The organism is Bradyrhizobium sp. 22 (genome assembly GCF_000482425.1).
GTDB classification, from domain to species: domain Bacteria; phylum Pseudomonadota; class Alphaproteobacteria; order Rhizobiales; family Xanthobacteraceae; genus Bradyrhizobium; species Bradyrhizobium japonicum_B.
In genome coordinates this window covers 4301049-4313860 of sequence record NZ_KI519399.1, presented here as the reverse complement: position 1 = coordinate 4313860, position 12812 = coordinate 4301049, and the positions used below count along the sequence as shown (strand labels likewise).

Here is a 12812-nt window from a genome sequence, read left to right as displayed (position 1 = left end):
TGTCGTGGGTCTGCTGGTCATGATCCTGGGGCTGGTGCTGTTCTTTGCGGCCCATGTTTTCACAACCAAACGAGACGCGCGCGCGCAGGCGATCGCAAGGCTGGGCGAGGGGACCTACAAGATCCTCTACTCGCTTGTCTCGCTGGCGGGGCTCGCGTTGATCATCTGGGGTTACGCCCACTACCGAGCCACGGGCTGGATCGACGTCTGGTATCCGCCGAAGGCGATGAAGCACATCACGGTCGCGCTGATGCTGCCTGCGGTGATCCTGGTGGTCGCCTCTTATTTGCGTGGCCGCATCTACGCGACGCTGAAGCATCCGATGCTGGCCGGCATCAAGCTGTGGGCTGCGGCGCATCTTTTGGCCAATGGCGATCTCGGCTCCATCATCCTGTTCGGCTCGTTCCTGGGCTGGGCCGTCTATGACCGTATTTCGTTGAAGCATCGCACCGACGCCGGCGGCCCGCCCATACCGGTGGGCGGCGTCACCAACGATCTGATCGCAGTCGGGGTCGGCGTGGTCGCCTATGTGGCCCTGGCGTTCGCGTTCCATCCGGTCGTGATCGGCGTGCCGGTCGTCGGGGTGTAGCTAGCCGCTCAGCACAAGACCCATCCGCGCAGCCGTGCACGGAAACGTGACAAAAGCAACAAGCCGAGGGCGTTCGATGGACTGGTCGCAATCTCAGATTCCGCCGATGCGGCTCGAGGCGCGGTTCGGCGATCGGGTGGTGCCCGCGTTTTGCGACCGGCCGGCGAGCCTGTGGACGATGATCGCGGACGCCTGCGCCCGCAATCCGGATGGCGAGGCATTGATTGCGGGCAATGTCCGGCTCAGCTGGCGGCAGGCCGTGGAGCAGGCGACACGGATCGCGGCGGGCTTTCGCAAGCTGGGCTTGCAGCGCGGCGACCGCGTCGCGATCCTGCTCGGCAACCGCATCGAATTTCCGCTGCTGCTGTTTGCCGCCGCGCATGAGGGACTGGTCACGGTGCTGCTGAGCACGCGCCAGCAGAAGCCCGAGATCGCCTACGTGCTTGCCGATTGCGGCGCGAAGATCCTGATCCACGAGGCCTCGCTCGCCGAGCGGCTGCCCCACGCGCAGGACGTGCCCGATCTGATCCATCGCGTTGCCATCGACGAGGATCCGGCCCGATCGCGCTTCGCCGCGCTCGCCGACAACGCGCCGGCACCGGCGCCGGTCGCGGTGAGCGAAGAGGACACCGCGATGATCCTCTACACCTCGGGCACCACGGGCAAGCCGAAGGGCGCGATGCTGGCCCATTGCAACATCGTGCATTCCTCGATGGTGTTCGTGTCCTGCCTGCAATTGACGGGGGCCGATCGCTCGATCGCGGCGGTGCCGCTCGGCCACGTCACCGGCGTCGTCGCCAACATCACCACCATGATCCGCTGCGGCGGCGCGCTGATCATCATGCCCGAGTTCAAGGCGGCCGATTACCTCAAGCTCGCCGCGCGCGAGCGCGTCACCTACACGGTGATGGTGCCGGCGATGTATAATCTCTGCCTGCTGCAGCCGGATTTCGACCGCTACGACCTGTCGAGCTGGCGCATCGGCGGCTTCGGCGGCGCGCCGATGCCGGTCGCGACCATCGAGAAGCTCAAGGCGACCATTCCCGGCCTGAAGCTGATGAACTGCTACGGCGCGACCGAGACGACGTCACCCTCGACGATCATGCCGGGCGAGCTGACCGAGAGCCACATCGACAGCGTCGGCCTGTCGTGCCCCGGCGCGCGGATCGTGGCGATGGATCCGGATGGCCACGAACTGCCGCGCGGCGAGATCGGCGAGCTCTGGATCCAGAGCGCCTCCGTCATCAAGGGCTATTGGAATAATCCGAAGGCCACCGCCGAAAGCTTCACTAGCGGGTTCTGGCACTCCGGCGATCTCGGCTCGGTCGATGCGGAGGGATTCGTCCGCGTGTTCGACCGGCAGAAGGACATGATCAATCGCGGCGGCCTGAAGATCTATTCGGCCGAGGTCGAATCCGTGCTGGCCGGCCATCCCGCCGTGGTCGAGAGCGCGATCATCGCCAAAGCCTGCCCGGTGCTGGGTGAGCGCGTCCATGCCGTGGTGGTGACGCGGGCGCCGGTGGCCGACAGCGACTTGCGGGCCTGGTGCGCGGAGCGGCTGTCCGACTACAAGGTTCCCGAAACCATGGCGATCACGGCCGACCCGTTGCCGCGCAACGCCAACGGCAAGGTCTTGAAGCGGCAGCTGCGGGAGCTGCTCGGAGCTTGAGCCGGGCCAGGGCCCATCCGGGCTCTCCCGGGTGGTTAACGCCTTGATCGGGCTCGCTTTGCCTTGCCACCGCCATATCGTTAGGGTACCTCGCCGCCACACGGGGGACGGGATTCCTGACGCGGACGCTTCGGCGCGCGCACCCGGACGGGTATGGGATTAACATAAGTGTCTGAATTATTTGACGAAGTCGACGAGGAAGTACGTCGCGAGCAGTTCAAGAAGCTGTGGGACAAGTATTCGATCTACTTCATCGCCCTGATGGTGCTGGTCGTGGCCGCGGCCGCTGGCTGGCAGGGCTACAAGTACTTTGAGGCCAAGAAGGCCGCCGAAGCCGGCGCCGCCTTCGAGAAGGCGGCGGAGCTGTCCGAGCAGGACAAGCACGCCGAGGCTGAGGCCGCCTTCACCGAGCTCGCCGCCAAGGCGCCGTCGGGCTATCGCACCCTGGCGCGGCTGCGCGCCGCCGCCGAGGCTGCCGCGCGCGATCCCAAGGCCGCCGCGAAGATGTATGACGATCTTGCTGCCGACCGCAGCGTCGGCGGTGAGTGGCAGGATCTGGCGAAGATCCGCGCCGCTGGCCTCGTGCTCGACAGCGCCAGCTATGCCGACATGCTGCAGCGGCTGGAGCCGTCCGCGGCGCCCAAGGCGACCTTCCGCCACAGCGCCCGCGAGATGCTGGCGCTGTCGGCCTGGCGTAACAACGACATGACCGCGGCCCGCAAATGGCTCGACGCGATTGCCGAGGACAATGAAACGCCGCCCGGCCTGCGCTCGCGCGCCGAGGCGCTCCAGGCCCTGCTGCCGCCCGTCGCCAAAAGCTGACCGACGGGCCCTCTGACGTAAACGAGACACAAGATGCGCCGCACGCCACGCTTGATCGCAGCCGCCGTCCTGATCGCCTTCACCGGCGTCCTGGGCGGCTGCTCCAGCTTCGATCCAAGCGACTTGCTCGACTTCCTCGATACCAAGAAGAAGCTGCCGGGCGACCGCAAGCCGGTCTTCCCGGAAGGTGTGCCGGGCCTCGAGCAGGGCGTGCCGAAGGATCTGTACAAGGGCGCGCAGCAGCAGCCCGATCCGAACGCGCCTGCCGTCGCGGCTTTGCCCGCGGAGCCGCCGCCGGAGCCGGCCAAGCCGGGGAAGGGCGCCAAGGCGAAGCACACCAGGCAGCCGGCTGCTGCCGTCGCGCCGGCCGAGGCGCCTGCCGGCGAGGTCGACGGCGAGGCCCAGCCCGAGGCGGCACCGCCCACGGCCGCTCCGCCGCCCAAGCACAAGATCGTCCGCAAGCGCACCACCGCGCCGCCGCCGGATCAGCCGGTCCAGCAGGCGCAACCGACCCAGACCACGCAGCAGCAATCGCAGGGCGCTTTCCCTGCGCCGCTGCCGAGCGGCAGCTTCTCGCGCTGATCATTCATTTCATTGACACGCGCAGCCCCGGCAGCGCACGAATGCCCGATGTCCTTCACGATCGCCATCATCGGCCGGCCCAATGTCGGCAAATCGACGCTGTTCAACCGCCTGGTCGGACAGAAGCTCGCGCTCGTCGATGATCTGCCGGGCGTCACCCGCGACCGCCGCGAAGGCGAGGCCAGGCTCGGCGATCTCCACTTCACCATCATCGATACCGCCGGCCTCGACGAGGGCGCCAAGGGCTCGCTGACCGCGCGCATGCAGGAGCAGACCGAGGCCGCGATCGCGCAAGCCGACGCGCTGTTCTTCGTCATCGATGCCCGCATCGGCCTCACGCCGACCGATCGCGCCTTCGCCGATTTCGCCCGCAAGGCCAACAAGCCGGTGCTGCTGATCGCCAACAAGAGCGAGGGCAAGCACGGCGATGCCGGCGCGATGGAAGCCTTCGCGCTCGGCCTTGGCGATCCCATCCAGATCTCGGCCGAGCACGGCGAGGGCATGGGCGAGCTCTACGATGCGCTCGCCAAGCTGATGCCGGAGCCCGTCGACGAAGACGAGATCGAGGAGGACGCGCCGCTCTCCGAGGAAGAGGCCGCGACGCGCCCGATCCGCGTCGCCATCGTCGGCCGGCCCAATGCCGGCAAGTCGACGCTGATCAACCATCTGCTCGGCGAGGAGCGGCTGCTGACGAGCCCGGAGGCCGGCACCACGCGCGATTCCATCGCGGTCGAGATCAACTGGAAGGGGCGCGATTTTCGCGTGTTCGACACCGCCGGCCTGCGCCGGCGTTCGCGCATCGAGGAGAAGCTGGAAAAGCTCTCGGTCGCCGATGCACTGCGCGCGGTGCGCTTTGCCGAAGTCGTCGTGCTGATGATGGACACGCAGAACCGCTTCGAGGAGCAGGATCTGCGCATCGCCGATCTGATCGAGCGCGAGGGCCGCGCCATCGTGCTCGCCGTCAACAAATGGGACCTGATGGAGACCAAGGGCGGCGGCGCGATCTCGACTTTGCGCCGTGATGCCGATCACTGGCTGCCGCAGGTCAAGGGCGTGCCTATTGTCGCCGTCTCGGGCCTGATGGGCGAAGGCATCGACCGCCTGATGCAGGCGATCCAGGACGCCTATGCGGTCTGGAACAGGCGCGTGCCGACCTCGGCGCTCAATCGCTGGTTCGAGCAGGCGGTCCAGGCCAACCCGCCGCCGGCGGTGTCCGGCCGCAGGCTGAAGCTGAACTACATCACGCAGAACAAGGCGCGTCCGCCGAGCTTCGTGCTGTTCTGCTCGCGCGCCGACGCGGTGCCGCAATCCTATCTGCGCTATCTCACCAATTCCATGCGCGAGAGCTTCGATCTGCCCGGCACGCCGGTGCGCATCACCCTGCGCGAGAAGGCCAATCCGTTCGCGCACAAACGCAAGCGCCCGTCGTGAGTGACGGCGCCGGAGAGGCGACGGCGCAAGGCGCTGTGCCGGCGAGGGGCGGCGCGGTCGTTTTCATCTTCGTCACCATCCTGCTCGACATGCTCGCGCTCGGCGTGATCATGCCGATCCTGCCGAAGCTGATCGAGAGCTTCGTCGACAACGACACTGCGCACGCGGCCCGCATCTTCGGCCTGTTCGGCACCGCCTGGGCGCTGATGCAGTTCGTGTTCTCGCCGCTGCTCGGCGCGCTGTCGGATCGCTTCGGACGGCGGCCGGTGGTGCTGCTGTCGAATTTCGGCCTGGCCGCCGACTACGTGCTGATGGCGCTGGCCCCGTCTCTGCTCTGGCTGTTCATCGGCCGCGTGATATCAGGCATTACCTCGGCCAGCATCTCGACCGCCTTTGCCTATATCGCCGACATCACGCCGCCGGAGCGGCGCGCGGCGGTCTTCGGCAAGGTCGGCGCTGCCTTCGGGGCCGGCTTCATCCTGGGGCCGGCGCTCGGCGGCCTTCTCGGCGACATCGATCCGCGCCTGCCGTTCTGGGCTTCGGCAGCCTTGAGCTTCGCCAATGCGCTCTATGGACTGTTCGTCCTGCCGGAATCGCTGGCGCCCGAGAAGCGCGCGCCGTTCCGCTGGAGGAGTGCCAGTCCGGTCGGGGCGCTGCATCTGTTGCGATCCAACGCGGTGCTGGCCGCCTTGTCGGTCGTGAATTTCATCGCGCAGGTCGCGCATGTCGTGCTGCCCTCGACCTTCGTGCTCTATGCGACCTACCGCTATGGCTGGGATTCCAAGACCGTGGGATTGACGCTGGCGATGGTCGGCATCTGCGCCATGGTGGTGCAGGGGCTCGCGATCGGCCCCATCGTGCGTGTGCTGGGCGAGCGGAACGCGCTGCTGCTCGGGCTGTGCTGCGGCGCGCTCGGCTTCGCGGTCCTGGGCGCGGCGCCGACCGGGCCGCTGTCCTGGATCGGCATTCCCATTCTGGCGCTGTGGGGGATCTCCGGCGCCGCGTCGCAAGCCCTGATGACGGGGCTCGTGTCGCCCGATCAGCAGGGCCAGCTGCAGGGTGCGACCGCGAGCGTGCAGAGCGTCTCGCAGCTCGTCGGCCCGTTCCTGTTCACGCTGACCTTTTCCTACTTCATCGGCAGCAGCGCGCCGCTGCATCTGCCCGGCGCGCCGTTCCTGCTTGCGGCGGGACTGATGGTGCTGTGCGTGACAATCGCGGTGCGGACGCTGGCGTCCACAAGGACGGCCTCGTAAGGTGGGCAAAGGCGCATAAGCGCCGTGCCCACGATCTGTTCGTGAAACGAAGAAATCGCGGGCGCGCTTCGCTTTGCCCACACTACAGCTGTGTTTTCTGACGCCCGAACGAAAATGCCCGGGACAAGCCCGGGCATGACGCCGTTAAGACCGCATGGACCGCTACGCGCTCACTTCTTCACCAGTGGGCAGTCGCTGTCCTTGAGCGGCTTGGCGGCATCTTCCGCCGAGATCGTGGCGATCTGCTTGTAATAGTCCCACGGTCCCTTCGACTCCTCGGGCTTCTTCACCTCGAACAGATAGGCCGGGATGAGCCGGCGTCCGTCCTGGCGCAGCGGGCCGTTGCCGAACAGCGGATCGTTGGTCGGCAGCTCCTTCATCTTGGCGACGACCTTGGCGCCGTCATGCGGATTGCCGCCGAGCGCTTCCATCGCCTTGAGATAATGCAGCACCATCGCGTAATTGCCGGCCTGGGTCATCGAGGGCATCGCGTTCTTGCTGGCAAGCTTGGAGAACCGCTTGGACCATTCGCGGGTCTTGTCGTTCATGTCCCAGTAGAACGATTCGGTGAAGGTCAGGCCCTGGGCGGTCTTCAGGCCCAGCGAGTGCACGTCGTTGATGAACAGCAGCAGCGCGGCGAGCTTCTGGCCGGCGGAGACGATGCCGAATTCGGCCGCCTGCTTGATCGAGTTCGTGGTGTCGCCGCCGGCGTTGGCAAGGCCGACCACCTTGGCCTTGGAGGACTGCGCCTGCAGCAGGAAGGACGAGAAGTCCGCGGTGTTGATCGGATGCTTGACGCTGCCGAGCACCTTGCCGCCGTTCGCGGTCACGACCGCGGTGGTGTCACGCTCCAGTGCGTGACCGAAGGCATAGTCCGCAGTCAGGAAGAACCAGCTGTCGCCGCCGGCCTTGGTCAGCGCCTTGCCGGTGCCGTTGGCCAGCATGTAGGTGTCATAGGTGTAGGAGATCGTGTTCGGCGTGCACGCCTTGCCGGTCAGGTCGGCGGAGGCGGCGCCGGAGTTCAGCAGCACCGCATTCTTTTCCTTGACGAGGTTGCTGACTGCCAGCGCAACGCCGGAGTTCGGCGTGTCCGCGATGGCGTCGACCTTCTCGTTGTCGATCCACTGCCGGGCGATGTTGACGCCGACGTCGGGCTTGTTCTGATGGTCGCCGCTGATGACGTCGATCTTCCAGCCCTTCGCGAGCAGACCGGAATCCTCGACCGCCATCTTGATCGCGACCACGGAGTTCGGGCCGCCGATGTCGGCATAGAGGCTCGACATGTCGTTGAGCACGCCGATCTTGACGGTTTTGTCCTGCGCGTAGGCGGATGTGGCAAAACCGAAGGCGGCACAGGCCAGCAGGGCCGCGGAGCGGCGGGCGAACGTCATCGTCATAAAAGTTTCCTCCATTGTCAAATATGCGGACGCTCTCTTGCGGAGTCTTGGTCCTTCTGATGGCTCTAGCGTGTCCGAAGCTCGGCGGCAATGCACCTAAAGCCGGATGACGCTGCGTCGTAGCGTCATCACTCGGTTAACTTTTGGGCAAAATGCGTTGAGACGCTATTTCAGCGTGTCCGATGTCAGCCTGAATTTCCGGAGGCGCGTTCCGGCGTCGACCTCGGCGGTATAGACGTTACCCTTGGCGTCGACCGCCATGGCGTCAATCAGGCCGGCGCGCGGAAGCTCATCAGCGTGCGGGTCTTGTAGTCGTAGAACTTGCCGGTCTCGGTCCAGTCGGGCGCGCACATCGGCACGATGAACTCGGCGACCTGCTCGGGCGTGTCGAGCGTTGCGGGATCCTCTCCCGGCATCAGGGTTGCGCGCATGCGGGTGCGGACCGGGCCGGGGTTGAACAGGTTGACGCGCAGCTTGGTGTTCGCGGTCTCCTGCGCCCAGGCGCGGGCCAATGTTTCCAGCGCGGCCTTGGAGGCGGCGTAGGGGCTGACATAGGCGGTCGCCTTGTTGGCGGCGCCCGAGGTGATGAACACGGCGCGGCCGGCGTCGGACTGCCTCAGCAGTGGCTCCATGCAGCGGATCAGCTGGAAGTTGGCGGAGACGTTGACGGCCATCACGTCGGTGAAGCTCTTCAGCTCGATATGGCCGATAGGCGAGGAGGGGCCGAGCACACCGGCATTGCCGACGAGGATGTCGAGCTTGCCGTAGCGCTCGTGCAGGCCGGCGCCGAGCCGGGCGATGCCGTCGAAATCGGTGAAGTTGAGCGGCACCAGGGTGGCGCTGCCGCCGAGCTTGCGGATCTCGTCGTCGAGCTCTTCCAGCCCGCCTTGCGTGCGCGCGGTGGCGACGATATGCGCGCCGGCCTTGGCGAGCGCGAGAGCCGTGGCATAGCCGATGCCGCGCGAGGCGCCGGTGACGAGAGCGATGCGGTCAGCGAGGGGTTTTGTCATCGTCGAATACTTCCGTCATGCCCGGGCTCGTCCCGGGCATCCACGTTCTTTGCGGCGGGTATTACAGACGTGGATGGCCGGGACAAGCCCGGCCATGACGAAAAGACAGCCTCTGACGGGCTCGCGCGAACGCCCCTTCGTCAGCTCGCCTCCGCCAGCAGCGACAGCTGCCGCGGCTGCTGCTCGGTCTGGGTCTGGTCGGTGAGGTGGGTCGGATACGCCCCGGTAAAGCAATGATCCGAGAATTTCGGATTGGCGGGGTCGCGGCCGGGCTCGCCCATGGCGCGGTACATGCCGTCGATCGACAGGAAGGCGAGCGAGTCGGCGCCGATGATCTCGCGCATCTCCTCCAGCGAATGCGTCGCCGCCAGAAGGCCGCCGCGGTCGGGCAGGTCGATGCCGTAATAGTCAGGGTAGAGGATCGGCGGCGAGGCGAGGCGGAAATGCACTTCCTTGGCGCCGGCATCGCGCATCATGCGCACGATCTTCTTCGAGGTGGTGCCGCGCACCAGCGAGTCGTCGATCAGGATGATGCGCTTGCCCTCGATCGCGGCGCGGTTGGCCGAATGCTTCATGCGCACGCCGGATTCGCGGATCGCCTGGGTCGGCTGGATGAAGGTGCGGCCGACATAATGGTTGCGGATGATGCCGAGCTCGAACGGCACGCCGGAATGCTGGCTGTAGCCGACCGCGGCGGGCACGCCGGAATCCGGCACCGGCACGACGACGTCGATCGGCACGTGGCTCTCGCGCGCGAGCTGGGCCCCGAAGGCCTTGCGCACTTCGTAAACCGAGCGGCCGTGCACGATGGAATCCGGCCGGGAGAAGTAGATGTATTCGAAGATGCAGGGACGCGGCGCCATCGGCGGGAACGGCTTGTGGATGTCCTGGCCGTTCTCGTCGAACACGATGACCTCGCCCGGCTCGATGTCGCGGATGAAGCGCGCGCCGATGATGTCGAGCGCGCAGGTCTCCGAGGTCAGGATCGGACAGCCGTCGAGCTCGCCGAGCACGAGCGGACGGATGCCGCGCGGATCGCGCGCGCCGACCAGCTTCTTGTTGGTCAGCGAGACCAGTGCATAGGCGCCCTCGATCTCGCGCAGCGCGTCGATGTAGCGCTCGATGAAGCGGCTGCGGCGGGAGCGCGCGACCAGGTGCAGGATCACCTCGGTGTCGGTGGTCGACTGCATCATCGCGCCGCTTCTGACGAGCTCGCGGCGCAGCGTCAGGCCGTTGGTGAGATTGCCGTTGTGGGCGACGGCGAGGCCGCCGGCATTGAGCTCGGCGAACAGCGGCTGCACGTTGCGCAGGATGGTGGCGCCGGTGGTGGAATAGCGGACATGGCCGACCGCCATGTTGCCGGGCAGGCGGTCGATCACCTCGCGGCGGGAGAAGGTGTCGCCGACGAGGCCGAGCCGGCGCTCACTGTGAAAACGGCCGCCGTCGTAGGAGACGATGCCGGCGGCCTCCTGGCCGCGGTGTTGAAGCGCATGCAGGCCGAGCGCGGTGATGGCGGCGGCGTCGGGGTGACCGTAGATGCCGAAGACGCCGCATTCCTCGCGCAGCGTGTCCCCCTCCAGATCGTCCTGAACCTCGAGCGCGGCCGGCCCGGGGCCGGCGTGTGGATCGAGATCGAATTGGGCGTCCTGGTCAGGGTGTCGCATCTCGTCCGCGCCTCTCTTTAAGGGCAATCAACGCGCCGCAGGTTTCTCGATCAGTTTCTTCAAACTGTCACGAGCAGGTTTACTGTATCCGTCGCCACTGCCCGAAGGCTGCTGCTCGGAATCAGCTTGATCATCATCTGGTTTGTTTTTCTTGAATCTCTTCAAGATGGTGTTCTCGGGGTCGTCAGGCAAGAGGGCCATCAGCCAATCGCCGGTTCCCTGCAGCACCACGCGGGACTTGGCGCCCGTGACCCAGTCCGGACGCTGCTTGTCCGGCACCAGCCAGGTGAAGAACAGGAACGCGACCACGACGATCAAAAGCCCGCGAGCGAGGCCAAACAGGAAGCCGAGAGTGCGGTCCAGCGCGCCGATGCGCGAATCCAGGATCATGTCGGAGATCCGCACCGTGATCACGGAGACCACGACGAGGGTGCCGATGAACACGCCCGCGACCACGACGACGCTCGCCACCGTGTCGTTGTTGAAATAGGTCTTGGCGGTCGGCAGCAGCTTCGAGAACGAATACAGCGTCACGATCGCCGCCGCGCCCCAGGCCGCGATCGACAGGATTTCGCGCATGAAACCGCGCACCATGGCGAGCAGGCCCGAAATCAGCATCACACCGAGCAGGATCAGGTCGAGGATGGTTACTGGCATCGGCTGGTCTGGTCCGCTCGTACTTCAAAGGTGCTCTGGCGAATCGGTGCTTGGCCGCTGCCTTAAAAGAGGGGCAGACGGCGTTCCCGGCAAGGCCGCAACCACGCAATCCCATGCTGCTTTTGTGACGGCTGTATAGCGGCGGAGGCCTTCGGCGTCACCTCCGCCTAGCCCTCTCCGCGGTGGAATCTTGCCGGTGTGGCATTTTTCTCGGCCGGCGCGCTCGATTCGCCGCGGCGGGAGCCGCGAGCCGCGATCTCGGCCACCAAAGTCGTCAGGCTGTTGATCGCGTTCAGCGACAATCCGGCATCGCCGCCGCTCTCGCCGCGCGCCGATTCGGGCAGTACGGCGCGCTGAAAGCCGAGTTTGGCGGCTTCCTTCAGCCGGGCCGGGGTCTGCGCCACCGGGCGCACCACGCCGGACAGCGAGATCTCGCCGAAATAGACCGCATCGGTCGGCAATTGCGCGTTAACCAGGGACGACACCAGCGCCGCCGCCGCGGCGAGGTCCGCTGCCGGCTCGTGGATGCGCAGGCCGCCGGCGACGTTCAGGTAGACGTCGTGGCCGGACAGCTTGACCCCACAATGGGCCTCCAGCACCGCCAGCACCATCGAGAGCCGGCTCGGATCCCAGCCGACCACCGCGCGCCTGGGCGTGCCGAGCGAGGTCGGCGCCACCAGCGCCTGCAATTCCACCAGAACGGGCCGCGTGCCCTCGATACCCGCGAAGACTGCGGTGCCGGGCGTGCCGAGGTCGCGCTCCGACAGGAACAGCTCGGAGGGGTTGGTGACTTCGCGCAGGCCGAGGCCCGTCATCTCGAATACCCCGATCTCGTCGGTCGGGCCGAAGCGGTTCTTCACCGCGCGCAGGATGCGGAATTGCTGCGAGCCTTCGCCCTCGAACGACATCACGGCATCGACCATGTGCTCGACCACGCGGGGGCCGGCGATCTGGCCGTCCTTGGTGACGTGGCCGACCAGGATGATGGCGGCGCCGGTTCTCTTGGCAAAACGGATCAGCGCCTGAGCCGAGGCGCGCACCTGGGTCACCGTGCCGGGCGCCGATTCCACCGTGTCGGTCCACATGGTCTGGATCGAATCGATCACGATCAGCCGGGGCACCGCGCCCTCCGACAGCGTCGAGACGATGTCCTCGACCGAGGTCTCGGCCGCGAGCTGCACCGGCGCGTCCGACAGCCCGAGCCGTTCGGCGCGCAGGCGCACCTGCGCGACCGCCTCTTCGCCGGAGATGTAGACGACGCGATGGCCGGCGCGCGCCAACAGGCTGGTCGCCTGTGTCAGCAGCGTCGATTTGCCGATGCCGGGATCGCCGCCGACCAGCAGCACCGAGCCACGCACGAAGCCGCCGCCGGTGACGCGGTCGAGCTCGGCCATGCCTGAGGACAGGCGCGGCGCATCCGGGCTCTTGCCGGAAAGGCTCTCCAGCGCGAAGGTTCTGCCCTTGCGTTTGGAGCGGATCGAGACCGGCACGCTGCCGCTGGTGTCTTCTTCCGCGAGCGTATTCCATTCGCCGCAGGACTCGCACTTGCCCTGCCAGCGGTTATAGGCCGCGCCACAGTTCTGGCAGACGAAGGAGAGTGTGTTCTTGGCCATGGGACCGGATGAGTCGAGGTTTCGGCTTGCTGATAGCACGGAATGGCGGGGTGATCGCCGGCGCTTCGAAGATCTCGGCCCGGTACGCCAGTTATACTTTCATTAGCCCTGTACCGCTGTGACCG

Annotated in this window: 11 protein-coding genes; 6 read left to right on the top strand and 5 right to left on the bottom strand. The window is 66.5% G+C overall.

Annotated features, from left to right (window positions below; translation table 11 throughout):
• Nucleotides 1-4 precede the first annotated feature (4 nt).
• From K410_RS0121985 to K410_RS0121960, 6 genes are all read left to right on the top strand, one after another.
• Nucleotides 5-589, top strand: coding sequence for an NnrU family protein (locus K410_RS0121985; RefSeq protein ID WP_028136876.1), 585 nt, complete (start codon nucleotides 5-7; stop codon nucleotides 587-589).
• A gap of 76 nt (nucleotides 590-665) precedes the next feature.
• Nucleotides 666-2258 (top strand): class I adenylate-forming enzyme family protein, encoded by a 1593-nt coding sequence (locus tag K410_RS0121980; RefSeq protein ID WP_028136875.1) that lies wholly within the window; start codon nucleotides 666-668, stop codon nucleotides 2256-2258.
• A 168-nt stretch (nucleotides 2259-2426) separates the two neighbouring features.
• On the top strand, nucleotides 2427-3080 hold the full coding sequence (locus tag K410_RS0121975; RefSeq protein ID WP_028136874.1) for a tetratricopeptide repeat protein: 654 nt from the start codon (nucleotides 2427-2429) through the stop codon (nucleotides 3078-3080).
• 33 nt (nucleotides 3081-3113) lie between these two features.
• On the top strand, nucleotides 3114-3662 hold the full coding sequence (locus K410_RS0121970) for a hypothetical protein (RefSeq protein ID WP_028136873.1): 549 nt from the start codon (nucleotides 3114-3116) through the stop codon (nucleotides 3660-3662).
• 48 nt (nucleotides 3663-3710) lie between these two features.
• Complete coding sequence (der, locus tag K410_RS0121965; protein ID WP_028136872.1) at nucleotides 3711-5093, top strand: ribosome biogenesis GTPase Der; 1383 nt, start codon at nucleotides 3711-3713, stop codon at nucleotides 5091-5093.
• On the top strand, nucleotides 5090-6346 hold the full coding sequence (locus K410_RS0121960; RefSeq protein WP_028136871.1) for a TCR/Tet family MFS transporter: 1257 nt from the start codon (nucleotides 5090-5092) through the stop codon (nucleotides 6344-6346). Before der ends, K410_RS0121960 begins: the two co-directional genes overlap by 4 nt.
• A gap of 170 nt (nucleotides 6347-6516) precedes the next feature.
• Here K410_RS0121960 and K410_RS0121955 read toward each other — a convergent pair whose 3' ends face one another.
• From K410_RS0121955 to radA, 5 genes are all read right to left on the bottom strand, one after another.
• A complete protein-coding gene (locus tag K410_RS0121955; protein ID WP_028136870.1) occupies nucleotides 6517-7743 on the bottom strand; it encodes an ABC transporter substrate-binding protein in 1227 nt (408 codons plus the stop codon).
• A 269-nt stretch (nucleotides 7744-8012) separates the two neighbouring features.
• Nucleotides 8013-8753, bottom strand: coding sequence for an SDR family NAD(P)-dependent oxidoreductase (locus tag K410_RS0121945; protein WP_028136869.1), 741 nt, complete (start codon nucleotides 8751-8753; stop codon nucleotides 8013-8015).
• Nucleotides 8754-8893: 140 nt separating this feature from the next.
• On the bottom strand, nucleotides 8894-10417 hold the full coding sequence (purF, locus tag K410_RS0121940; protein ID WP_028136868.1) for an amidophosphoribosyltransferase: 1524 nt from the start codon (nucleotides 10415-10417) through the stop codon (nucleotides 8894-8896).
• A gap of 27 nt (nucleotides 10418-10444) precedes the next feature.
• Entirely contained in the window at nucleotides 10445-11074 is a 630-nt protein-coding gene (locus tag K410_RS0121935; protein WP_028136867.1) for a CvpA family protein, read from the bottom strand.
• Nucleotides 11075-11241: 167 nt separating this feature from the next.
• Nucleotides 11242-12687, bottom strand: a complete 1446-nt coding sequence (gene radA, locus K410_RS0121930; RefSeq protein WP_028136866.1) for a DNA repair protein RadA — start codon at nucleotides 12685-12687, stop codon at nucleotides 11242-11244.
• Nucleotides 12688-12812: the final 125 nt, after the last annotated feature.